This window comes from Streptomyces sp. NPDC088553, assembly GCF_044752965.1.
Classification (GTDB): domain Bacteria; phylum Actinomycetota; class Actinomycetes; order Streptomycetales; family Streptomycetaceae; genus Streptomyces.
Window position 1 is genome coordinate 341,887 of the sequence record NZ_JBIVMG010000004.1, and the last position, 22,025, is coordinate 363,911.

Genomic DNA, 22,025 nt, shown 5'->3' on the forward strand with positions numbered 1-22,025 from the left:
GTCCGTCCGGTCCCCACGGATGTGGTTCCTCCACGGTAAACGGAACGGGCAGGCCAGGGGTTCCATCGGAACCCCCAACCTGCCCGTAGGGGAAATCCCTATGTGGGTCAGCCGGCGACGATGTTGACCAGCTTCGGCGCCCGCACGATCACCTTGCGGATCTCGGCGCCGCCCAGCGCGGCGACCACGTGCGGGTCGGCCAGCGCCAGCGTCTCGAGGTCCGCGTCGGTGATCGACGGGGGGACCTCCAGGCGGGCCTTGACCTTGCCCTTGATCTGTACGACGCAGGTCACGGTCTCGTCGACGACGTACGCCGGGTCGGCGACCGGGAAGCCCTGGTGGACCACCGAGTCGCTGTGGCCCAGCCTGCGCCACAGCTCCTCCGCGATGTGCGGGGCCAGCGGGGCGACCAGCAGGACCAGCTGCTCGGCGACCGGCCGGGAGAGCGCGCCACCGGACTTCGTCAGGTGGTTGTTCAGCTCGGTGATCTTGGCGATGGCGGTGTTGAAGCGCATCGCGACCATGTCCTGGGCGACGCCGTCGATCGCCTTGTGCAGGGCGCGCAGCGTGTCCTCGTCGGCCTCGGTGTCGACGACGGTGACCTCACCGGTCGACTCGTCGACGATGTTGCGCCACAGCCGCTGCAGCAGCCGGTACTGGCCGATCACCGCGCGCGTGTCCCAGGGACGCGACACGTCCAGCGGGCCCATCGCCATCTCGTACAGGCGCAGGGTGTCGGCGCCGTACTCGGAGCAGATCTCGTCCGGCGTCACGGCGTTCTTCAGGGACTTGCCCATCTTGCCCAGGACGCGGCTGACCTTCTCGCCCTGGTACCAGAAGCCGCCGTCGCGCTCCTCGACCTCGGCCGCCGGCACGGCGATGCCGCGCGCGTCGCGGTAGACGAAGGCCTGGATCATGCCCTGGTTGTAGAGCTTGTGGAACGGCTCGGCCGAGGAGATGTGGCCCAGGTCGAACAGCATCTTGGACCAGAAGCGCGCGTACAGCAGGTGCAGCACGGCGTGCTCGGCGCCGCCGACGTACAGGTCGACGCCACCGGTGGGCATGCCGTCGCGCGGGCCCATCCAGTACTGCTCGACGGTGGGGTCGACCAGCCGCTCGGAGTTGTGCGGGTCCAGGTAGCGCAGCTCGTACCAGCAGGAACCGGCCCAGTTGGGCATGGTGTTGGTCTCGCGGCGGTACCGGCGCGGGCCGGAGCCGTCACCGAGGTCCAGGGTGACGTTGACCCAGTCCTCGTTGCGGGACAGCGGGGTCTCCGGCTGGGTGTCCGCGTCGTTCGGGTCGAAGGTGCGCGGCGAGTAGTCCTCGACCTCCGGCAGCTCCAGCGGCAGCATCGACTCGGGCAGCGAGTGGGCGACGCCGTCCTCGTCGTAGACGATCGGGAAGGGCTCGCCCCAGTAGCGCTGACGGCTGAACAGCCAGTCGCGCAGCCGGAAGTTGACGGTGCCCTCGCCGATGCCGCGGTCGGCCAGCCAGGCGGTGATCCTCTCCTTGGCCTCGACGACGCCCAGGCCGTCGAGCGCCACGTCCTCGTTGGAGGAGTTGACCAGCTTGGCCTCGTACGAGGAGAAGGCGTCGTCCCAGGTCGAGGGGTCGGTGCCGCGCTCGTCGCTCGGCTCGACGACGCAGCGCATCGGCAGCTCGAAGGCGCGCGCGAAGGCGAAGTCGCGGCTGTCGTGCGCGGGGACGGCCATGATGGCCCCGGTGCCGTAGCCCATCAGGACGTAGTCGGCGATGAAGACCGGGACCTGCTCGCCGCTGACCGGGTTGGTCGCGTACGCGCCGGTGAAGACGCCGGTCTTCTCCTTGGCGTCGGCCTGCCGCTCGACGTCGGACTTGGAGGCGGCCTGCTTGCGGTAGGCGTCGACGGCCTCGGACGGGGTGGCGTGTCCGCCGGTCCACACGTCGTGGGTGCCCTCGGGCCAGGTGGCCGGGACGATCTTCTCGACCAGGTCGTGCTCGGGCGCCAGGACCATGTAGGTGGCGCCGAAGAGCGTGTCCTGGCGGGTGGTGAAGACGGTGATGGCACCGGTGTCGCCGACCTGGAAGTCGACGCGGGCGCCCTCGGAGCGGCCGATCCAGTTCCGCTGCTGCAGCTTGATGGCCTCGGGCCAGTCCAGCGCGTCCAGGTCGTCGAGCAGGCGGTCCGCGTAGGCGGTGATCCGCATGTTCCACTGGCGCAGTTTGGACTTGAAGACGGGGAAGTTGCCGCGCTCGGAGCGGCCGTCGGCGGTGACCTCCTCGTTGGCCAGGACCGTGCCCAGGCCGGGGCACCAGTTGACGGGCGCGTCGGAGGCGTAGGCCAGGCGGTACTCGCCCAGGACGTCGGAGCGCTCGGCGGCGGTCAGCTCGCTCCACGCGCGCGTGGTGCCGGGAACCTCACGCGTGCCGTTCTCGAACTGCGCGATCAGCTCGGCGATCGGACGGGCCTTGCCGGCCTCGTCGTCGTACCAGGAGTTGAAGATCTGCAGGAAGATCCACTGGGTCCACTTGTAGTACTCGGGGTCGATCGTGGCGAACGACCGGCGCTTGTCGTGGCCCAGGCCCAGCCGGCGCAGCTGGACCTTCATGTTCTCCATGTTGGCCTCGGTGGACACACGCGGGTGCGTGCCCGTCTGCACGGCGTACTGCTCGGCCGGCAGGCCGAAGGCGTCGAAGCCCAGGGTGTGCAGCACGTTGTGGCCGGTCATGCGCGCGTGGCGGGCGAAGACGTCCGTGGCGATGTAGCCGAGCGGGTGGCCGACGTGCAGGCCCGCACCCGAGGGGTACGGGAACATGTCCATGATGAACTTCTTGGGCCGGGAGGCGACCGCGGGGTCGCCCGCCAGGTCACCGGTGGGGTTCGGGGCCTCGTACGTGCCCTCGGCGTCCCAGAAGTCCTGCCAGCGTGCCTCGATGTCGGCGGCCATGGCCGCCGTGTAGCGATGCGGGGCCGCCGTCTCGGCGGCCGTATTGATCTCGGTCATGGTCCTTGAAGCTCCATCGATCGTCTCTGCCCACTGCCACGGACTGCCGTGAAATGAAAAAACCCCTCGCACAGGAGGGGACGCCGCGCCGACTCCGGCGGATGTCTGTCATCCGCCGGGACTGATCAGCGCGGCTCGGTAAGCAGAAGGCGTACGGCACGCATGGCGCCAGGGTACCGCAGGGCCCGAGCGGGCCGCACCGACGTTCCACGGAGCGGAGTCGCGGCGAGTGAGGCGGGAGGCAGAAGCCGGACGACGAAGCCGGACCAAGAAGCTGGACGACGAAGCCGACAACGAACAAGCCGACACGAAGAAGCGGGCCACCCGGATCGGGTGGCCCGCTTCTTTTCTGTGGAGCTAAGGAGAATTGAACTCCTGACCTCCTGCATGCCATGCAGGCGCTCTACCAACTGAGCTATAGCCCCTTGCTTTCCGTCTCCGTTTCGGTTTCCCTCGCGGCGACAGACAGAACATTAACCGGCTTCCCGGCAGATCTCCAAATCGATTCTCCGGGCCCTCCTGACCTGCCGGGTAGGGTCGCCGACTGTGTCCGTCTCCGTGCTCTCCAAGACCCGCGCCCGGCCCTGGCCCCTGGCCACCGCCGCGGCGATCTGCCTGCTCTCGTTCGTGGCCTTCTGGGTGGCGCAACGCCTCGCCCACGTGAACATGCTCGACGTGATGGTCTACCGGGCCGAGGGCGAGACGGTCCGGGCGGGCGGTGATCTGTACGCGATGCGCGCGACCTCGGCGAACCTCGGCATGACCTACCCGCCCTTCGCGGCCCTGCTGTTCGTCCCGCTGACCCTGGTGAGCGTGCCCGTGATGCGGACGCTCGCCACCGCGGGGAACCTGCTCCTGGTGGTCGCGCTGGTGCAGCTGTCGCTCCAGCTGGTCCGCCCGTCGCTGTCGCGTACGGATCTGTGGCGTACGACACTGTGGGTCGCCGCGGTGGTGGTCTGGTGCGAGCCGGTGTGGACGACCCTGCGGTACGGCCAGATCAACCTGCTCATAGCGGTGGCGGTGCTCTGGGACCTCACCCGGCGCCACGGCAGCCGCTGGGCCGGCCTGGGCATCGGCCTGGCGACCGCGGTGAAGCTCACACCGGGGCTCTTCGTGGTCCTGCTGCTCGTCGCGGGCGTGCTGCTGTGGCGCCGGGACCGGGGCTGGAACACCTGGCTGCGCACGGCCGTGACGGCGACCGGGGTGTTCCTGGGAACGACGCTGGCCGTGGCGCTCGTGCTGCCGGCGGATTCGAAGCGGTTCTGGACGGAGACGCTGTTCGAGACCGGCCGGGTGGGCTTCGCCGAGGAGACCGCCAACCAGTCGATCCGCGGGGTCCTGGCCCGGATGATGCACACCGACGACCCGGGCATGTGGTGGGCGGTGACGGCGGCCGTCCTGGGCGGCGTGGCGATGGTCCTCGCGGTGCGGGCCGCGGTGCGCGGGGACAAGGCGGTGGCGGTGATCGTCTGCGCGTTCACGGCGCTGATGATCAGCCCGATCTCCTGGTCCCACCACTGGGTCTGGTGCGTGCCCCTGCTGATCCTGCTCGCGGACCGCGCCACGCGCACGTGGCCGGTGACGGGGGCGGTGGCCCTGGCCTTCGCCTCGTTCGCGCTGTGGTGGGTTCCGCACGACCCGGGCCGGCCGGAACTGGACCAGAACGCGGGTCAGATGGTGCTGTCCGCGATCTATCCGCTGACGACCACGGCCCTGCTCGTGGGGTACGTGCTGACGCTGCGGCGTCAGGCCGTGGCGAAGGAGTAGAACCGCTTGAGGGTGCAGTGCTCGTCGAGGAGCCGGCCGTAGATCGGCTCCCCCTCCAGCTCGCGGTACGTCTCGATGGGGTCGCCTTTTATGATCAGCGCCCGCGCGCACTCCTCGCACCAGTACTGGAACCCCGGGTTGACGGGGTCCATGTCGCGCACGATGGGCGTGCCGCTGCCGCACCAGTCGCATTTCCGCCTGTGTGCACCCATCAGTCAGCTCCAGCTGTGGCCGCAGGCCGTGCACCCATAGGACACCCCGCCGTTGTCGCCGAGCACTTGGGCCACCCTCCCGTCCGGATCCTCGTCCCCCTCCGGCCGTCCGATTCTGCCATGGCACCGCAAGGGGGTCAGCGTGCTCGACGCCACGGCCCGGCCACCGCGCCGGCGAGGGCGGCGACGGCCAGGGCGATCATGGTCGTCCACAGCGCGTCGGCGGAGTTCTGTGCTCCGGATCCATCCGCCGCGGCGAGGAACAGGGTCCCGAACGCGGCGACCCCGATCAGCTGGCCGAGCTGGGTGACGGTGGCGAGCAGCCCGCTCGCGTCGGCCGCGTCCTCCGGTCGTACGGCGGCCAGCGCGCCGGTCAGGGCGGGGCTGAAGGCCAGCGAGATCCCGGCACCGAGCGCGCCCAGGGCCGGGTAGAGACCCCAGCCGCCCTCACCACCGTCCGCGAGCAGCCCGCCGACGCCGAGGGCTCCCGCGGCGGCGAGCAGGAATCCGCCCGGGATCAGCCCACGGTGGAGCCGGGCCGGCCAGCGCCGCCAGGTCAGCCCGACGGTGCCGAAGACCACGGCGGCGGGACCGAAGGTGAGTCCGGCGCGCAGCGCGCTGTGGCCGAGTCCGCCCTGCAGATGCAGGGTGAGGGTGAACAGGAAGCCGGCGTTGACTCCCATCGACACCGCGATCCAGAGGACGGCCCGTCCCATGCCCGGGAGCCGCAGCACGCGCGGGGCGATGAGCGGGGCGCCGCCGCGCCGGGCGAGCCGCGACTCGTACGCGCCGAAGAGGGCGAGAAGCACCAGGGAGCCGCCGAGCGAGAGCCAGGACCAGAGGGGCCAGTCCTGTCCCTGGCCGAGGACCAGGGGGACGGTCAGCAGGGACACGGCGCCGGCGAGCAGGACGAGGCCCGGAAGGTCGAGGGCACGCGTACGCGTGGCCTCGGTCCGGGCGTCACGGGGCAGCAGCCGGGCGCCGAGGACGAGCAGGGCGATGCCGAGGGGGACGTTGACGAGGAAGACGGGCCGCCAGCCGGTGCCGAAGAGGTCGGCGCTCACCAGGACCCCGCCGACGACCTGCCCGGCGGCGGCGCCGGTGGCCAGGACCGCGGAGTAGGCGCTGAGCGCCTTCACGCGGCGCTCGCCGGCGAACTCGCGCTGGATGAGACTCAGGACCTGAGGGATCATCAGGGCGGCGCCCGCGCCCTGCGCGATCCGGAAGGCGATCAACTGGCCGGTGCCGGCGGCGAGTCCGCAGGCGAGGGAGGCCGCCGTGAAGACGGCGAGGCCGCCGAGGTACATCCGGCGGTGCCCGAGGAGGGCGCCCAGGCGGGCACCGGTGATCAGCAACACCGCGTAGGCGATGGTGTATCCGGCGACGACGAGCTGGAGCGCGGCTCCGGAGGCGGAGAGCTCGACACGGATCGTGGGCGCGGCGACGTTGACGATGAAGACGTCGAGGAGCGCCATGAACTGCGCGGCGAGGACCACGCCGAGCAGCAGTCCGGGGCGGTTGTCGGTGCCACCGTCTTTACTGAGTACGGGACGTGTCGTGGTCGAGGTCATACGCCGAGCGTGACCTCGATCGGATACGGGTAACGAGAGCCCGCTGATGCTGGTACTGACACCACCTGGCAGCGGCGGCACGGGGACTCGACCATGGGGGTGTGACGATCGTGGCAGTGGTACCGACACAGCGACGCCGACGACCGGAGCTGGCGGCGTTCCTGCGCAGCCGCCGGGCCAGGGTGACACCGGAGGACGTGGGGATGCCCCCGGGACTCCGCCGCCGCACGCCGGGCCTGCGCCGCGAGGAGGTCGCCCAGCTCTCCGGCGTCGGCGTCACCTGGTACACGTGGCTGGAACAGGGGCGCCCGATCAACGCCTCGGCGCAGGTGCTCGACGCGGTGGCCAGGACGCTCCGGCTCGACCGGCCCGAACGTGAGCACCTCTACCACCTGGCCGAGGTGCCGTACGCGCCGGAGCGGTCGGGCTCGGACGTGGCGGTGGTCAGCCCGGAGATCCAGGGCATCCTCGACGCCCTGGACCCGCACCCGGCGGTGCTCTACAACGCGCGGTACGACGTGCTCGCGACCAACGCCATGTACGAGCAGCTCTTCTTCCAGGAGGGCCGGGGCGACCTGGACACCGGCCCGTTCGGCATACGCAACGTGCTGTGGACGCTGTTCAGCGACACCGGACCCACCTGCCCGGTGGTCGACCGTAAGCGGGAGCTGCCGCTGATGGTGGCCCAGCTGCGGGGCGCGTACGGCCGCCATGTCGGCGAGCCGGCCTGGGAGGAGTTCGTACGGGCCCTGGCGGAGGCCAGCCCGGAGTTCGCCCGGCTGTGGCGCAGCGGCGACGTGGTCCCGCCGGGGACGCGGGTGAAGATCTTCCGTAACCCGCGGACCGGCGAGGTGCGGCTGACCTCGGTCTCCCTCTCGGTGAACGGGATGCCGGAGTGCCGGATCGTGGCCTACACGCCGAACGACGAGGAGAGCCGCCACGGACTCACGTCCCTGCGGGAGGTGACGGAACGACGGGCCCCGTAGGACGGCCGGTCCCACCGACCGACGGAGCTCGTCGAGCGACGGACCCCGGGAACGACGAATCCCGCCCCCTGCTGGGGACGGGATCCGGTGATTGTGGAGCTAAGGAGAATTGAACTCCTGACCTCCTGCATGCCATGCAGGCGCTCTACCAACTGAGCTATAGCCCCTCGTGTTCTTCGCGCTCTGCGCTGCGAACAAGAAGAACTTTAGCCTGTGACCTGCCGGAAAGTGAAATCCGGGTCCGGCAGGCCGGTCGTGGGGCTCAGTCGTCGTCGCCGAGGACCGGCTCGGGCAGCGTGCCCGCGTTGTGCTCCATCAAGCGCCAGCCGCGCGCGCCCTCGCCGAGGACCGACCAGCAGCAGTTCGAGAGGCCACCGAGGCTCTCCCAGTGCTGGGACTCCAGACCGAGGAGCCGGCCGATGGTGGTGCGGATCGTGCCGCCGTGGCTGACCACGACGAGCGTGCCGTCCTGGGGAAGCTTGTCGGCGTGCTCCAGGACCACCGGGGCGGCCCGGTCGGCCACCTCGGTCTCCAGTTCGCCGCCGCCCCGGCGCACGGGCTCGCCGCGCTTCCACGCGGCGTACTGCTCGCCGTACCGCCCCACGATCTCGTCGTGGGTCAGTCCCTGCCACTCCCCCGCGTACGTCTCGCGCAGCGCGGAGTCGTGGGCGACGGCGTGGCCGGTGAGCACGGCCAGCTCGGCGGCGGTGGCCGCCGCCCGCTTCAGGTCGGAGGCCACTATGGCGTCCGGCTTCAGCGCGGCGAGCAGCCGGGCGGCCCGGCGCGCCTGGGCGACACCGGTCTCCGTCAGCTCGATGTCGGTCGAGCCCTGGAAGCGGCGCTCCAGGTTCCAGGAGGTCTGGCCGTGACGCCAGAGAACGATGCGGCGGCCAGTGCCGCCCTTGGTGGTGCTCAGCTCAGCTCACCGTCCGGCCCGTCCGGCAGCCCTGCGGCGTGCTCGGAGAGGTCGACACCGGTCAGGGCGGCGTGCTCGGCGCCCTTGCCGCGGGTCTTCGCCGCGTCCTCGGGGAGCTCGAGCTCGGGGCAGTCCTTCCACAGGCGCTCGAGCGCGTAGAAGACACGCTCCTCGCTGTGCTGGACGTGGACGACGATGTCGACGTAGTCCAGGAGGATCCAGCGCGCGTCGCGGTCGCCCTCACGGCGGACCGGCTTGGCGCCGAGGTCCTTGTTCAGGCGCTCCTCGATCTCGTCGACGATCGACTTGACCTGGCGGTCGTTGGGCGCGGAGGCGAGCAGGAAGGCGTCGGTGATCGACAGCACATCGCTGACGTCGTACGCGATGATGTCGTGCGCGAGCCGGTCGGCGGCCGCCTGAGCGGCGGCGTTGACGAGCTCGATGGAACGATCCGTGGCGGTCACAAGCAGGCTTTCGTCGGCGGTCCAGTACCCCTCCAGGGTCTCACGGACCGCCGACGGCCCCGCCAACGTTTTCCGGAGCGCCTCTACCGGGCCTCCGGCACCTTGTAGTCCTGGCCCAGGATCACGGTCACCGCGGCCGCTCCCGAGGGCTTGCCCTTGGTGACCGAGCCGGTCGGCAGACCCAGGGTCTTGGCCACCTCGGCCGCCGTCGCCTTCTGGAGGTCGTCACCGTAGACGACCTGCGACTTCTCCTGGATGTCCGCGTCGCCGCCGCCCACGAAGGCGTAGCCGCCGTTGATCAGGACGATCCTGGCCGCCTCGGTCGCCTTCTTGCCGGAACCGTCCCGCAGCGAGACCCGGGGCACGTCGCCCGCCGCGGGGGCGGTGACCTTTCCGCCCAGGATGTCCTTCACCACACTGTCGCTCGCGCCCTCGGTCAGCGTGCCGTCCTGGCCCACCGGGAGCAGCGCCGTCTTGTAGTCGCCGACCTTGGCGTGCTCGGCGAGCTTGGCCAGGGCGGCGCCCAGGTCCTTCTCGGAGAGCGAGGGGTCGAAGATCTGGGTGAGGCTCTCGACGGTCATCGTGGCGGACTCGGGATTGTCCGAGATCTTGCGCAGCACCGCGAACATGACCTGGCCGAAGCGCTGGAGCTGCTTGGTCTCGGCCTCGCCGGGGGCACGGTAGGTCGCGTACGCGACGGCCGCGCGGCCGTTCAGGGACTGCTTCTCACCCTTCCTGACCAACGGCTCGGCGCCCTTCTTCGGGTCGGGCACGTCGGTGTCGGTGTCCGTCTCGATACCGCTGACGAGGTCGACGAGGGTGTCCAGGTACGGCGTGTCCAGGCGCCAGGTGCCGGTGATCGGGGCGCCGAGGAGGTTGCCGATCGCCTCGCGGGTCCCGCTGGACCCGTCGTCCTCGACCGACTTGCCGAGGGTGGTCGCGGCGCCCTCGCCGTCGGCGACGACGACGGAGTTGGGGATCAGGACCGAGGTGCCCTGGCGGGTGGTGGTGTTGTTGACCAGCAGGACGGTGGAGGTACCGCCTCCGGTGGTGTTGTGGAGGTGGACGACGATCGTGTCGCGCTTCTGCGGACCGGTCGCGGTGCTCCCCTTCTGCTGCTCCTCGGAGGCTCCGGGGAGCTTGCCGGCGGACCAGAGGTAGCCGACGCCGCCCACGGCCGCGAGGACGAGCACGACGACGAGGGCGATGATCCGGTTGCGGCCCCGGCGCCTGGCCTCCTCGCGCCGCTCGGAGCGGCTCTCGGTGAACTTCAGCCAGTCGATGACGTCCTCGGAGTCCTCGTCCGGCTCCTCGATGAACGAGAACTGCTCGGTGCGGTACTCACGGTCGTCGTCGGGGGCGGGCCGGGACGGCGCGGAACGCTCGGAGGCGGGACGCTGGCCGGGGACCCCGGCGGGCGCCGCGACGGGCGCGGCCTGCGCCACGGGGGGTGCGGCCGGGGCGACGGGCGCGGCGGCTTCGGGCTGGGCGGCCCACTGCTGCCCCGTGTCGTAGGAGGGGTAGCTGTAGCCCTGCTGTCCGTACGGGTCGTACTGCGGCTCGTGGGACGGCTGGTGCTGCTGAGGCTGCCCCTGATACTGCGAGGGCTGCTGCTCCTGGTACTGCTGCTGCTCCGGATACGACTGTTGGGCGTACGGGTCGTAGCCGTATCCCTGCTGCGGCTGCTGGTACACCGGCTGCCCGTACTCGTCGTAGCCGATGATCTGCGGCTGCGGATAGTACGGGTCGTACGGATGCTGCTGATCGTTCACCGGTGGCCCTCCCCGAAGCTCACTCGCCGCGGTACAACTGGCGCTTGTCGATGTAGCGCACCACGCCGTCCGGGACCAGGTACCAGACGGGATCGCCCTGCGCGACCCTCGCCCGGCAGTCGGTGGAGGAGATGGCGAGCGCGGGAACCTCGACCAGCGAGACGCCGCCCTTGGGCAGTCCGTCGTCGGTGAGGTCGTGGCCCGGCCGGGTGACGCCGATGAAGTGCGCGAGCGAGAAGAGTTCCTCGGCGTCGCGCCAGGTGAGGATCTGCGACAGCGCGTCGGCCCCGGTGATGAAGAAGAGGTCCGCGTCGCTGTTGAGGGAGCGCAGGTCCCGCAGGGTGTCGATGGTGTAGGTCTTGCCGCCGCGGTCGATGTCGATCCGGCTGACCGAGAACTGCGGGTTGGAGGCCGTCGCGATGACCGTCATCAGATAGCGGTCCTCGGCCGCCGAGACGGTCTTGTCGCTCTTCTGCCACGGCTGCCCGGTCGGTACGAACACGACCTCGTCCAGGTGGAACAGGGCGGCGACCTCGCTGGCCGCCACCAGGTGTCCGTGGTGGATCGGGTCGAAGGTTCCGCCCATCACGCCGAGTCGGCGCTTCCCGCGCCCGCCAGTAGGCATTTCCTGCTCTCCCATGCGTGCAGAGCCTACTGGCACGGCAGCGGACGCCTGATCAGGGTCGCCGGTTCAGCGGTCGCGGTTGAAGCGAGTGGTGATCCACAGCAGCAGGAGGAGGGCGCCGAAGGCACCGAAGCCGGTGAGGTAGGGGCTGAGGCTGTCGTGGTTGCCGCCGTGCTCGGCGCCCTCGGCGAGAGAGACCAGGTTGGCGGCGGTGCTGTGGAGGCTCATCTTCGGCAGACCTATCGATCGGGGATGGGAGCGGAGACTTCGCGCACATCGTATGCGGGCGGTCCGGAAGGGCTCACGCCGACTCAGGCACTCGCGTCACGGTCCGTGTTGCCGCCCCGGCCGCCGTCGGTGCCGTCGCCGGTGCCGGCGTCGCCCGAGTCGTCGGTGCGGTAGCCGCGCAGCAGGAACCAGGCGAGCAGCGCGCCGCCCACGATCGAGACCAGCAGCACGATACGGAGCGTGTCACCCGGCCCCGCCTGCGCGGCGGCCGCGAGCAGGGTGGCGGCGGTGTCGACGGTGTCCGGCATGTCGGTCGTGCTCCTCTGTCGTCCTCGGTGCCCGAGTTATCCACAGGCTCCGGCACACGGTAGCCCCAGCGCCTAGGCTGGGGTTCGTCAGGGGGACGAGCACCGACTCGTACGAACAGGGGGCATCCATGACCGAGAACGACCAGGGGAACGTGCCGAGCAGGCAGCGGAAGCGGTTCCCCGGCATCTCCTCGCGGGCCTACGAGCATCCGGCCGACCGCTCGGCGCTGGTGGCGCTGCGCAAGCTCAGCGGCTTCGACACGGTCTTCAAGGCGCTCAGCGGACTGCTGCCGGAGCGCAGTCTGCGACTGCTCTTCCTCTCGGACTCCGTCCGGGTGAGCGACGCGCAGTTCAGCCATCTCAACGACATGCTGCGGGACGCCTGTTACATCCTGGACCTGGAGAAGGTCCCGCCGATGTACGTGACGCAGGACCCGAAGCCCAACGCGATGTGCATCGGCCTGGACGAGCCGATCATCGTCGTCACGACCGGCCTGGTGGAGCTTCTCGACGAGGAGGAGATGCGAGCGGTCGTCGGCCACGAGGTCGGCCACGCGCTGTCCGGGCACTCCGTCTACCGCACGGTGCTGCTGTTCCTCACCGGCCTGGCGCTCAAGATCGCCTGGATCCCGCTGGGGAACGTCGCGATCATGGCCATCGTCACGGCGCTGCGCGAGTGGTTCCGCAAGTCGGAGCTCTCCGCCGACCGGGCCGGGCTCCTCGTCGGGCAGGACGTGCAGGCCTCGATGCGCGGTCTGATGAAGATCGCCGGCGGCAACCACCTCCACGAGATGAACGTGGACGCGTTCCTCGCCCAGGCCGACGAGTACGAGAAGGCCGGGGACCTGCGGGACTCGGTTCTCAAGATCCTCAACGTGCTGCCGCGCACGCATCCCTTCACCACCGTCCGGGCGGCGGAGCTGCGGAAGTGGTCGGAGAGCCGCGACTTCCAGCGGATCATGGACGGCCACTACCCGAAGCGCTCGGAGGACAAGGACGCCTCGGTCACGGACTCCTTCCGCGAGTCGGCGGGGCACTACGCCGACACCGTGCGGACCAGCAAGGATCCGCTGATCAAGCTGGTCGGTGACATAGCCGGTGGCGCCGGTGACCTGGCGGGCGACCTGGGCGGGAAGCTGCGCAACGCCTTCGGCGGCGGCGCTCAGGGCCCGAAGAAGCCGGGCGCCGCGGGGACCGACGGAACCACCGGGACCGCCGGGGACGGCAGGAGCGGCCCGGACAGCGCCACCGGGGACGCCCCGTAGCGAGAGCGGAGCGCTCGGGGTCCTCAGGGGGCTCAGAGCGACGGCTGAGCGCTCGGCGCCAGTGCTCCGCACAGTGAGGGGGCGGCGGGCCGGCCCGTGGCGTACGGGTCGGTGACCGGCGGTCCGCCGCCCGCCTCGGGAGCCCGCGCTCCGGCCAGGAGCGGCTTCAGGGAGCCGGTGGTGTCCGCACCGCACGCCTGGGGGCCCGCCTCGGCGGTGCTCGTCACCAGCTCGGCCCGGTGCATGCGCAGGTCCTCGCGGTCGAAGCGGAAGTGCACCTCGCGGTGGACGGTGAAGAGCGAGGCCTGCCCGACCGGTCCCGCGCCCTGGGCGGCCGGGCGGAGGGCGTAGGTGTACGTGTGGTCCGCGGTGACGTCCAGCGTGTCGGGGCCGGTCTCCTCGAAGCGGAGAGTGCCCTGGACACGGGTCGCGGGGTCCGCGAGGACGGCCTGGCGCGGGTCGAAGCGGACCAGCCAGGCGGCGAGGGCGTGCCGGCCGTCGTCGGACGGTGTCTCCACGCTCCGGTCGAACTGTTCCAGCTGGTCGGGGTCGAGCAGCAGGCGCGGGGGCCGCACGGTGACCCCGGACAGGACGTCGGGGTCCAGGGACGAGGCCACCAGATAGTCCTTGGCGATGCTCAGGGCGCTGACGACCTGGCTCTCGGCGAAGTGGGTGGTGCGGCCGGCCACGGGGAGATTGATGCCGGCGGCTCCCGTGCGGTACTCGGCGACCGGGCTGTGCTCGAAGAGCCGGTCGGGCACCCCGCCGACGACGGGGCCCTGCGGGGCGAGCGGGACCACGGTGGTCCGCAGTGGCTCGGCCCGCTGGTCGGCGGGCGGCTGGTAGGGGTTGCGGACGCCCAGATAGATGGCCGTACCGAAGGCGAGGAGGATCAGCAGGACCAGCATGAGGGCTTGGCGGGAGCCGCTCCGGCCCTCCCAGGACGAGGGGCGACTTCGCACGGCCTCGGTGTGCTCGCCCATCCGCTCCCGGGCCGAGAACTCCTGGAGGTGGGCAGCACGGACGAACGCCTCGTCGAAGACGACGGACCTGTACTCGTCCTCACCACCGGGGAGACCCTCAGGTGTCCCCTCAGGCGGGTCGCCACGCCCTGCCATACCTTCAGGGTAGGTCCGCGGGGGCTTCGGTAAACGCCCAGGTGCGGGACAAGTTCGGAAGAATTCCGCCGTCAGGGTGTGTGTGCGCCGCCGTGGGTCCGTGCGGCTCGGCCGGCCGGGAGACGCGGACCGCGACGGGAGGGCGGCGGACCGCGACGCGGGGGGCGCGGAGCGTGCCTACTTGGGGGAGGCGGAGCGTGCCGCGGGGGCGTACGCGGCGGGCGGGGCCGGGTTCGGGTTGGGCGTGTCGACGCCGGTCGTGGCCGGCGGCGGGACCTGGTCCTGGCGGTTGGCGGCCGCGCCCCGGTAGACGGCGCTGAACGCCAGGGCGACCATGCCGATCCCCATGACGAGGGCGAGGACCCAGGCGACGGGCCGGTGCCAGCGGGCGCTGCCCCGGTAGGGGCGCAGAGCGCCGCCGTGGCGGCCGTAGGGGCTGGCGTCGTCGCCGACGTCGTCCGGCTCGTAGGTGAGGCCGGAGGCGTCGTGGAAGTCCTCGTAGAGGTCGTCGTCGCCCGATCCGCCTCCGGCGCGGGCGCGGGCCGACTCGGCCTCCGCGCGGGCCTGGGCGGCGGCGAGGAGCCGCTCGACGGCGGTGGGTTCGTGAACGGTCGCGGCCCGCACGAAGTCCTCGTCGAACACCACGTCGGCGTAGACCTCGTCGGCGCCTCCGCGGTCGACAGAGTCCTCAGGGTCCCCGCCGTCCTGGAACGGCGTGCCCCCCACGTCGTCCGGCACGGATTCAGAGTAGACCCGCGAGGTGGTTTTGGGCAGGGAGAGTGCGAAGCCTCCCCGCCCGTACCGAAAGGAGTGGTTACCGCACGTGACCGTCGCCGGTGACGATGTACTTGGTCGAGGTGAGCTCCGGGAGGCCCATGGGGCCCCGGGCGTGCAGCTTCTGGGTGGAGATGCCGATCTCCGCGCCGAAGCCGAACTGTCCGCCGTCCGTGAACCGGGTGGAGGCGTTCACGGCGACCGTGGTGGAGTCGACCAGCTGGGTGAAACGGCGGGCCGCGGCCTGCGAGGTGGTCACGATCGCCTCGGTGTGACCGGAGGACCAGGTCCGGATGTGCTCGACGGCCCTGTCGAGGGAGTCGACGACGGCGGCGGCGATGTCGTACGAGAGGTACTCGGTCTCCCAGTCCTCCGGCGTGGCCGGTACGACGGTGGCCTTGGAGCCCTCGGCGAAGGCGATGACGCGCTCGTCGGCGTGGACGGTGACACCGGCCTCGGCGAGGGCGTCGAGGGCGCGGGGCAGGAAGGCCGCGGCGATGTCCTGGTGGACGAGGAGGGTCTCGGCCGCGTTGCAGACGCTGACCCGGTGGGCCTTGGAGTTGATCAGGATGTCGACGGCCATGTCGAGGTCGGTCTGGGCGTCGACGTAGACGTGGCAGTTGCCGGTGCCGGTCTCGATGACCGGGACGGTGGACTCCTCGACGACCGTCCGGATCAGGGAGGCTCCGCCGCGCGGGATGAGGACGTCGACGAGGCCGCGGGCGCGCATCAGCTCGCGGACCGAGTCGCGGGACTCGCCGGGGACGAGCTGGATGGCGTCCGCGGGCAGTCCGGCGCCGCCGACGGCGTCGCGCAGGACCTTCACCAGGGCGCTGTTGGAGGCGTAGGCGGAGGACGAGCCGCGGAGCAGGACGGCGTTGCCGGACTTGAGGCAGAGGGCGGCGGCGTCGACGGTGACGTTGGGGCGGGCCTCGTAGATGATGCCGACGACGCCGAGCGGGACGCGGACCTGGCGCAGGTCGATGCCGTTGGGCAGGGTCGAGCCGCGGACGACCTCGCCGACGGGGTCGGGCAGGGCGGCCACGTCGCGGACGTCGGCGGCGATGGCGCGGACGCGCTCGGGGGTGAGGGTGAGCCGGTCGATGATCGCCTCGCTGGTCCCGGCTTCGCGGGCCTTGGCGATGTCCTCGGCGTTGGCCTCGACGATTTCGGCGGTGCGCACTTCGAGGGCGTCCGCGATCGCCAGCAGGGCGTCGTCCTTGGTCGCACGCGGGAGTGGCGCGATTTCGGCGGCGGCGCCACGGGCCCGGTAGGCGGCCCGGGTGACCGGGGAGAGGTTGTCGAGGGGCGTGAGCGAGGTCATGCCCGCAGGGTACTGGCACCCCTGCGGACATCCCTCACGTATCCCGCACTCCGAGACGTGCCCCGGCCGTTCCGAGACGGCCCGCACGGGGAGGCGTCCGGAACACGCCCCCGTTCAGTACGGGTGGACGCCGACCGGGGCGGCCGGCGGCGGGCCGTAGCCCTCCGCGATCCGCTGGTGGTAGGTCTCGCGGTCGATGACCTCGAGGCCGACGATCTCCCACGGCGGCAGCTTGGCGGTCTGCCGGTGCTCGCCCCACAGGCGCAGGGCGACGGCCGCGGCGTCGTGCAGGTCGCGGGCCTCCTCCCAGTACCGGATCTCGGCGTGGTCGTTGGCATACCTGCTGGTCAGCAGGAAGGGGTGGTCGTGGGCCAGCTGTTCGAGCCCGCGGCGCACCTCCTTCAGCGGTGACTCCACACCCGACACGCTGAGCGTGATGTGCCAGAGTTTGGACACGGGCTGTTCCTTGGCACGTGCCTCACGTGCCTCGCGAACCTCGCGTGTCTCGGTGGTGGTCTCGGTCTTGGTGTCCGTGGACCTGTCCCGTGCCTCGTCGAAGTCGGCTCCGGCCTCGACACTGGTCAGGGCGCGTTCGGCAGTCCCTCGGGGCGGTGCCCCTGGGCGCGCTCGTCTCACCGGCGGCCTCCTGTGTGATGCGTGTGGTGCTGTACCCCGCCCCTGCTCTCTTACCCCCGAGACAAAGTTGACCAGCCCGAGGCGGCACTTGGGGCGGTTTTGGTAAACGTCCCTTCCGGATGGCCGCACTTTCAGCCGTTTCGGGAGGGGTGCGAGGGTCAGCGGATGACGACCAGGTCGTCGCGGTGGACGACCTCGCGCTCGTACTCGGGGCCGAGCTCCTTGGCGAGCTCGGGGGTGGAGCGCCCGAGCATCCGGGGCATCTCCTTGGCGTCGAAGTTGACGAGGCCGCGGGCGACGGCGCGGCCGTCGGTGTCGCGCAGTTCGACCGGGTCGCCCGCCACGAAGTCGCCCTCGATGCCCGCGACACCGGCCGCGAGCAGGGACTTCTTGCCCTCGACGACGGCTCGTACGGCTCCGTCGTCCAGGGTGAGGGAGCCCTGGGGGGTGGAGGCGTGCGCCAGCCACAGGAGCCGGTCGGCGGAGCGGCGGCCGGTGCGGTGGAAGTACGTACCGGTGTCGCGCCCGGCGAGGGCGTCGGCGGCGCGGCTCGCGGAGGTGAGGACCACGGGGATGCCGGCGGCGGCGGCGATCCGGGCCGCCTCGACCTTGGTGACCATGCCGCCGGTGCCGACGCCCGCCTTCCCGGCGGAGCCGATCTCCACATGGGCGATGTCGTCGGGGCCGGCGACCTGGGCGATCCTCGACGTGCCGGGCTTGGACGGGTCCCCGTCGTAGAGGCCGTCGACGTCGGAGAGCAGGACGAGCAGGTCGGCGCGGACGAGATGGGCGACGAGGGCGGCGAGCCGGTCGTTGTCGCCGAAGCGGATCTCGTCGGTGGCGACGGTGTCGTTCTCGTTGACGACCGGCAGCGCGCCCATCGCGAGGAGCTGGTCGAGGGTCCGGTAGGCGTTGCGGTAGTGCGCGCGCCGGCTGGTGTCGTCGGTGGTGAGGAGGACCTGTCCGACGCGGACGCCGTAGCGGGCGAAGGAGGCGGTGTACCGGGCGACGAGGAGGCCCTGGCCGACGCTGGCGGCGGCCTGCTGCCGGGCGAGGTCCTTGGGGCGGCGGGTGAGGCCGAGCGGCGCGAGGCCCGCGGCGATCGCGCCGGAGGAGACGAGGACGATCTCCTTCTCGCCGCCGCTGCGGACCTTGGCGAGCACGTCGACGAGGGCGTCGACGCGATCGGCGTCGAGTCCTCCGGAGGCGGTGGTGAGGGAGGAGGAGCCGACCTTGATGACGATCCTGCGGGCCTCCGTCACATACCGCCTCGCGTCGCCCGTCTCTCCGGTCATCTGCGTCGTCACCTGTGCCGCCACCTGCGTCGTCCTCACTCGGCTGTCCCACGCGCCGCGTGTTTCCCCGCCGCGACTGCCAGGCAATCTACGCGAGCCGGGAGGGCTGCCGCTCTTCCGTTTCGCTCCCTGGACCGGAGTCGTCGCTGTCCTGTCCGTTGTTCCGGGGGACGAGGATCCGCTGGGAGATCAGGTAGGTGAACGGGATGGCGACGACGGCCGCGACGAGTGGCGCGATCCTGTCGTCCATTCCGGCCCAGGTGACGAGCGCGTACAGACCGACGCTCTGCACCAGGTAGTTGGTGACGTTGGTGAGCGGGAAGAGGGCGAACTTCTTCCAGGTCGGCCGGGTGCGGTAGGTGAAGTACGTGTTGAGGAAGAAGGAGCCGATCATGCTGAGGACGAAGGCGAGGGAGTACGCGGCGAAGTACGGCATCCACGGATGGAGCAGCAGGTAACAGCCGAAGAAGGTACCCGTGTTGACGCCGCCGACGAGTCCGAAGCGGAAGATCTCGGCGAGGCGTGCGCGCCTCGCCGTGGGAGAGCCGTCCCCCATCAGTGCTCTCCGTCGGACGCCGCGACCCGGACGCGCTCGGCGGCGGTGTGCGCCGCGGTGCCGCGGCCGAAGGAGCGGTGGGTCTCCTTCACGAGGAAGTGCGGACGGCGCTTGGTCTCGTAGTAGATGCGGCCGATGTACTCACCGATCAGACCCAGCATCACCATCTGTACGCCGCCGAGGCCCACGATGATCGCGACCAGGGTGACGTAACCGGGGGCGGTGACGCCGTGGGCGATGGCGGCGACGGCCACCCAGACCACGTAGAGGGCCGCGAAGCCGCTCAGCATCATCCCGAGCCAGAGGGCGATGCGCAGCGGACGGTTGTTGAAGGAGATCAACCCGTCCATGCCGTAGTTGACCAGGGAGCTGAACTTCCACTTCGTCTCACCGCCCTCGCGTGCGGCGTTCTGGTAGTCGAAGGTGACGGTGTCGAAGCCGATCCAGGAGAACAGGCCCTTGGAGAAGCGGTTGTACTCGGGGAGCGAGAGCAGCGCGTCGACGGCGGGGCGGGAGAGGAGACGGAAGTCGCCGACGCCGTCGGTGAGCTCCACGTCGACCCAGCGGTTGACGGCCCGGTAGTACATGCGGCTCAGCGCGGAGCGGAGCTTCTTGTCGCCCTCGCGGGTCCGGCGCGCGATGACCTGGTCGTGGCCCTGGTGGTGCAGGTCCAGCATGCGTGCGAGGAGCTCCGGCGGGTGCTGCAGGTCGGCGTCCATGATGACGACGGCGTCGCCGGTGGACTTGCGGAGGCCGGCCAGCATGGCGGCTTCCTTGCCGAAGTTTCGGCTGAACGAGGCATACTGGGTCCGGCTCGGGTGCAGAGCCGCTATTTCCCGCAGCTTGCCCAGCGTCCCGTCGGAGCTGCCGTCGTCCACGTAGCAGATCTCGTAGTCGACCGGGAGGGCGTCGAGCACCTGCCGCATCCGCGCGTCGAACAGCTCGACGACGTCCTCCTCGTTGAAGCAGGGAACGACGACGGAAAGTTTGGTCATGGAACGTTCACTCCATCGGGATGAGCGAGGGCGCGCCCTGAGTGGCGACCAGCAGACTCTTCCTTGGACAGCACGGTGCGGTACAAGGCGGGTGAAGGCCGACGGGCATGCCCGCCGTGGCCGCCCCGGTCGGCATGCCGTCCATACAATAAAGCATCGCAGAAGACCTTGACATACGTGGCATTTCCACACAATTGCCACTTTATGAACGGCCAGGGGCCAGGGGAGCTAGCACCGGTGAGCAGAACCACCACCTCAGAGCGCGGCGAGACACCGCTCCCGGGGGACGAAGCGGAGACCGACACCCTCAGCGGGAACAGGTTCCGGCGGGCCCTGAGCGGCGTCGGACTCCTCGTCGCCGTCGGATCGGGCGCGCTCCTCGCGGTCGGCGCCTTCCTCGGCCTCTACGTGCGCCCCACGTCCGACGACTGGTGCGCCCTCTGGAAGGCCCGGGACATGGGCCCGTTCGGGCTGGTCTCCGACTTCTACAACACCCAGAACGGCCGCGTCACCAACGCCTTCCTCAGCGGCGTGATCTACGCCGACGACATGCTGGGCCCGAAGCTGCTGCCCGCCTTCCTCGTGGTGGCGCTCGGCGGCGCGCTCTTCCTGCTCGCCCGCGCCGCGCTGCGCGCCCTCGGCCGTCCGCAGCCCCCCGCGGTGCTGCTCGTGGCCGCCGTGGGGCTCATCGAGGCGCTGCTGTTCTTCGCCGGTACGCGGGCCTACCAGGTGCTGCTGTGGGCCCCGGCCACCATCTCCCACACGCTGCCGAGCGTCATCGGCCTCTGGGCCGTGGTCGTCGCCGTCCTCGCGGCCCGGAGCCCGCGCGCCCGGATCGCCGCCGTGGTGACGGCGGTCCTCATCGGTATGGCGATAGGAACGCTCAGCGAGCCGTTCACCATGGTGGCCGGCATCTCCGCGGCCGCCGTCGGTGTCCTCTGCCTGCCCCGCCTGGGCTGGGCGAAGGACTGGTACGTCTCCCGCTGGTGCGCCGCGGCCTGCGTCGGCCTCGCGGGCGGCCTCGCCCTTCTGTACACCTCTCCCGGTGCGAAGTGGCGGCGTGCCCAGGTGCCGAAGGAGCCGCTGACGCTCTCGGAGGTGGGCGAGATCGTCCACGACTGGTGGCGGATGTGGCAGACGATCACCGACCAGTGGGCGTACGCGGGAGCCCTCGCCGTCGGCGTCCTGCTGGGTCTGGGCCTCGTCTTCGCCGGCCCGTCCCGTGACCGCGCCGCCGCCCCCGCCGGGCGCCGCCGCCCGCGGGGCCTGATGATCGTGGCGGCGCTCCTGCCGCTGCCGCTGCTCGCCCTCGCGAGCCTGGGCGTCGCGTACGGCCTGCGCAGCGGGTACGGCGTCACCGGCTGGACGTACGCCCGCACCTGGACGAACTTCCTCGTCCCGATGCTGCTCATCCTCTGCGCGTACGGCACGTGGGCCGGCTACCGGCTCGGCCGGGTGCTCCTGGCCCCCCGGCCCGGCGTCCGCGTCGCGCGGGCGGTCACGCTGCTCGCGGTGGGAGGACTCGCCGTGGCGAGCGCGATCGCCCTGGTGCGGCCGGTGTACTCGACGACCACGGGCACGGTGGCGCGGGGCGTCGCCTGGGACCGGCAGAACGCGCAGATCCGCGCGGACATCGCGAACGGCGCCACGGAGGTGACGTACCGCCCCATGCACATCGGCTGGCTCGCGGAACCCTTCTTCACCAAGGTGTACGCGCGCGACTGGGCGGCCCAGTGCGCGGCCCGCTACTACGAGGTGGACCGCCTCAACCGCCCCTGACGCCCGACGGACACTCCCGGCGCCTCGACGCCCGACGGACACTCCCGGCGCCCTGGCGCCCGGTAGACACTCCCGGCGCCCTGGCGCCCGGCGGACGTCCGCGCGGCGGCCTCGTCCGGCGTGTCGCGTCGGACACATCCGGCGCCACGCCGAACCCCTCTCCCCCGCTTCCGGCTTCCGGAACCCGGGGGAGAGGTGTGTTCCCCGTCACTTCGGGGAAGCGCCCGCGAGAGGACCTGAGGTACCGTCCCGGGACTCACGGCCCCGTGTGGACGCCGCTGATCAGTCAACGCCCGTACGGGCGACTCCTGACGCGTGAGAATAGTTGCCCCCGCGAACGCGGCCCGCCCATCACGATCAGGACACGGCACATGCCGTAACCGCCGGAAGGCGCGACAAACCGGGTGGGGAACACCAGGTAGCTTGGGTGTGTCTGGAGGAAAGACAAGT

Annotated in this window: 20 protein-coding genes and 2 tRNA genes; 4 read left to right on the forward strand and 18 right to left on the reverse strand. The window is 71.0% G+C overall.

Annotated features, from left to right (window positions below; genetic code table 11):
• Positions 1-107: 107 nt before the first annotated feature.
• On the reverse strand, positions 108-2,984 hold the full coding sequence (leuS, locus tag ACIP8Z_RS14670; protein WP_402083056.1) for a leucine--tRNA ligase: 2,877 nt from the start codon (positions 2,982-2,984) through the stop codon (positions 108-110).
• A gap of 352 nt (positions 2,985-3,336) precedes the next feature.
• Positions 3,337-3,409 (reverse strand) — tRNA-Ala (locus ACIP8Z_RS14675).
• Between the two features lie 121 nt (positions 3,410-3,530).
• On the opposite strand from ACIP8Z_RS14675, the gene ACIP8Z_RS14680 reads away from it, so the two are divergent.
• Complete coding sequence (locus tag ACIP8Z_RS14680; protein WP_402083059.1) at positions 3,531-4,751, forward strand: glycosyltransferase 87 family protein; 1,221 nt, start codon at positions 3,531-3,533, stop codon at positions 4,749-4,751.
• On the opposite strand, the gene ACIP8Z_RS14685 is transcribed toward ACIP8Z_RS14680, so the two are convergent.
• Both ACIP8Z_RS14685 and ACIP8Z_RS14690 read right to left on the reverse strand, forming a co-directional pair.
• Positions 4,730-4,963: a hypothetical protein gene (locus tag ACIP8Z_RS14685; protein WP_015033559.1), complete on the reverse strand. Its 234-nt coding sequence runs from the start codon at positions 4,961-4,963 to the stop codon at positions 4,730-4,732. The two genes, ACIP8Z_RS14680 and ACIP8Z_RS14685, sit on opposite strands and share 22 nt — an antisense overlap.
• Positions 4,964-5,100: 137 nt before the next feature.
• Positions 5,101-6,534, reverse strand: coding sequence for an MFS transporter (locus ACIP8Z_RS14690; RefSeq protein WP_402083061.1), 1,434 nt, complete (start codon positions 6,532-6,534; stop codon positions 5,101-5,103).
• Positions 6,535-6,635: 101 nt separating this feature from the next.
• Between ACIP8Z_RS14690 and ACIP8Z_RS14695 the strand changes: the two genes are divergently transcribed.
• The gene (locus tag ACIP8Z_RS14695; RefSeq protein WP_402083063.1) at positions 6,636-7,520 is read left to right on the forward strand and encodes a helix-turn-helix transcriptional regulator; all 885 of its coding nucleotides are present in this window, start codon (positions 6,636-6,638) and stop codon (positions 7,518-7,520) included.
• 94 nt (positions 7,521-7,614) lie between these two features.
• On the opposite strand, the gene ACIP8Z_RS14700 is transcribed toward ACIP8Z_RS14695, so the two are convergent.
• From ACIP8Z_RS14700 to ACIP8Z_RS14730, 7 genes are all read right to left on the reverse strand, one after another.
• Positions 7,615-7,687 (reverse strand) — tRNA-Ala (locus ACIP8Z_RS14700).
• Between the two features lie 95 nt (positions 7,688-7,782).
• Positions 7,783-8,436, reverse strand: coding sequence for a histidine phosphatase family protein (locus ACIP8Z_RS14705; RefSeq protein WP_402083835.1), 654 nt, complete (start codon positions 8,434-8,436; stop codon positions 7,783-7,785).
• Positions 8,433-8,900, reverse strand: a complete 468-nt coding sequence (rsfS, locus tag ACIP8Z_RS14710) for a ribosome silencing factor (protein WP_037638129.1) — start codon at positions 8,898-8,900, stop codon at positions 8,433-8,435. Before rsfS ends, ACIP8Z_RS14705 begins: the two co-directional genes overlap by 4 nt.
• Before the next feature lie 83 nt (positions 8,901-8,983).
• On the reverse strand, positions 8,984-10,672 hold the full coding sequence (locus ACIP8Z_RS14715; RefSeq protein WP_402083066.1) for an LCP family protein: 1,689 nt from the start codon (positions 10,670-10,672) through the stop codon (positions 8,984-8,986).
• Positions 10,673-10,691: 19 nt separating this feature from the next.
• Positions 10,692-11,312 (reverse strand): nicotinate-nucleotide adenylyltransferase, encoded by a 621-nt coding sequence (gene nadD / locus ACIP8Z_RS14720; protein ID WP_389026424.1) that lies wholly within the window; start codon positions 11,310-11,312, stop codon positions 10,692-10,694.
• A 51-nt stretch (positions 11,313-11,363) separates the two neighbouring features.
• Complete coding sequence (locus ACIP8Z_RS14725) at positions 11,364-11,525, reverse strand: hypothetical protein (RefSeq protein ID WP_017239290.1); 162 nt, start codon at positions 11,523-11,525, stop codon at positions 11,364-11,366.
• Positions 11,526-11,608: 83 nt separating this feature from the next.
• A complete protein-coding gene (locus ACIP8Z_RS14730; RefSeq protein WP_402083882.1) occupies positions 11,609-11,833 on the reverse strand; it encodes a hypothetical protein in 225 nt (74 codons plus the stop codon).
• 128 nt (positions 11,834-11,961) lie between these two features.
• Between ACIP8Z_RS14730 and ACIP8Z_RS14735 the strand changes: the two genes are divergently transcribed.
• Positions 11,962-13,098 carry a M48 family metallopeptidase gene (locus ACIP8Z_RS14735; protein ID WP_402083070.1) on the forward strand — a complete coding sequence of 379 codons (1,137 nt, stop codon included), beginning with the start codon at positions 11,962-11,964 and terminating at the stop codon, positions 13,096-13,098.
• Between the two features lie 32 nt (positions 13,099-13,130).
• Here the strand turns inward: ACIP8Z_RS14735 and ACIP8Z_RS14740 are convergent, their stop codons facing one another.
• The 7 genes from ACIP8Z_RS14740 to ACIP8Z_RS14770 form a co-directional block, all read right to left on the reverse strand.
• Positions 13,131-14,216: a hypothetical protein gene (locus ACIP8Z_RS14740; RefSeq protein ID WP_402083073.1), complete on the reverse strand. Its 1,086-nt coding sequence runs from the start codon at positions 14,214-14,216 to the stop codon at positions 13,131-13,133.
• Positions 14,217-14,393: 177 nt separating this feature from the next.
• Complete coding sequence (locus ACIP8Z_RS14745) at positions 14,394-14,954, reverse strand: hypothetical protein (protein ID WP_402083075.1); 561 nt, start codon at positions 14,952-14,954, stop codon at positions 14,394-14,396.
• Positions 14,955-15,030: 76 nt separating this feature from the next.
• The gene (locus ACIP8Z_RS14750) at positions 15,031-16,314 is read right to left on the reverse strand and encodes a glutamate-5-semialdehyde dehydrogenase (protein WP_319309325.1); all 1,284 of its coding nucleotides are present in this window, start codon (positions 16,312-16,314) and stop codon (positions 15,031-15,033) included.
• A 114-nt stretch (positions 16,315-16,428) separates the two neighbouring features.
• Positions 16,429-16,950, reverse strand: a complete 522-nt coding sequence (locus tag ACIP8Z_RS14755; RefSeq protein ID WP_187624528.1) for a hypothetical protein — start codon at positions 16,948-16,950, stop codon at positions 16,429-16,431.
• A 158-nt stretch (positions 16,951-17,108) separates the two neighbouring features.
• Positions 17,109-18,245, reverse strand: coding sequence for a glutamate 5-kinase (gene proB, locus ACIP8Z_RS14760; protein WP_402083079.1), 1,137 nt, complete (start codon positions 18,243-18,245; stop codon positions 17,109-17,111).
• A gap of 88 nt (positions 18,246-18,333) precedes the next feature.
• Positions 18,334-18,801, reverse strand: a complete 468-nt coding sequence (locus ACIP8Z_RS14765; protein ID WP_402083081.1) for a GtrA family protein — start codon at positions 18,799-18,801, stop codon at positions 18,334-18,336.
• On the reverse strand, positions 18,801-19,796 hold the full coding sequence (locus tag ACIP8Z_RS14770) for a glycosyltransferase family 2 protein (protein WP_402083084.1): 996 nt from the start codon (positions 19,794-19,796) through the stop codon (positions 18,801-18,803). Before ACIP8Z_RS14770 ends, ACIP8Z_RS14765 begins: the two co-directional genes overlap by 1 nt.
• A 237-nt stretch (positions 19,797-20,033) precedes the next feature.
• On the opposite strand from ACIP8Z_RS14770, the gene ACIP8Z_RS14775 reads away from it, so the two are divergent.
• Positions 20,034-21,575, forward strand: coding sequence for a DUF6056 family protein (locus ACIP8Z_RS14775; RefSeq protein WP_402083086.1), 1,542 nt, complete (start codon positions 20,034-20,036; stop codon positions 21,573-21,575).
• Positions 21,576-22,025 lie beyond the last annotated feature (450 nt).

Coding starts and splice junctions, on each gene's coding strand:
- leuS (WP_402083056.1), bottom strand. CDS start 2,984: ATGACCGAGATCAATACGGCCGCCGAGACGGCGGCCCCGCATCGCTAC.
- ACIP8Z_RS14685 (WP_015033559.1), bottom strand. CDS start 4,963: ATGGGTGCACACAGGCGGAAATGCGACTGGTGCGGCAGCGGCACGCCC.
- ACIP8Z_RS14690 (WP_402083061.1), bottom strand. CDS start 6,534: ATGACCTCGACCACGACACGTCCCGTACTCAGTAAAGACGGTGGCACC.
- nadD (WP_389026424.1), bottom strand. CDS start 11,312: ATGGGAGAGCAGGAAATGCCTACTGGCGGGCGCGGGAAGCGCCGACTC.
- ACIP8Z_RS14725 (WP_017239290.1), bottom strand. CDS start 11,525: ATGAGCCTCCACAGCACCGCCGCCAACCTGGTCTCTCTCGCCGAGGGC.
- ACIP8Z_RS14730 (WP_402083882.1), bottom strand. CDS start 11,833: ATGCCGGACACCGTCGACACCGCCGCCACCCTGCTCGCGGCCGCCGCG.
- ACIP8Z_RS14735 (WP_402083070.1), top strand. CDS start 11,962: ATGACCGAGAACGACCAGGGGAACGTGCCGAGCAGGCAGCGGAAGCGG.
- ACIP8Z_RS14740 (WP_402083073.1), bottom strand. CDS start 14,216: ATGGCAGGGCGTGGCGACCCGCCTGAGGGGACACCTGAGGGTCTCCCC.
- ACIP8Z_RS14750 (WP_319309325.1), bottom strand. CDS start 16,314: ATGACCTCGCTCACGCCCCTCGACAACCTCTCCCCGGTCACCCGGGCC.
- proB (WP_402083079.1), bottom strand. CDS start 18,245: ATGACCGGAGAGACGGGCGACGCGAGGCGGTATGTGACGGAGGCCCGC.
- ACIP8Z_RS14765 (WP_402083081.1), bottom strand. CDS start 18,801: ATGGGGGACGGCTCTCCCACGGCGAGGCGCGCACGCCTCGCCGAGATC.
- ACIP8Z_RS14770 (WP_402083084.1), bottom strand. CDS start 19,796: ATGACCAAACTTTCCGTCGTCGTTCCCTGCTTCAACGAGGAGGACGTC.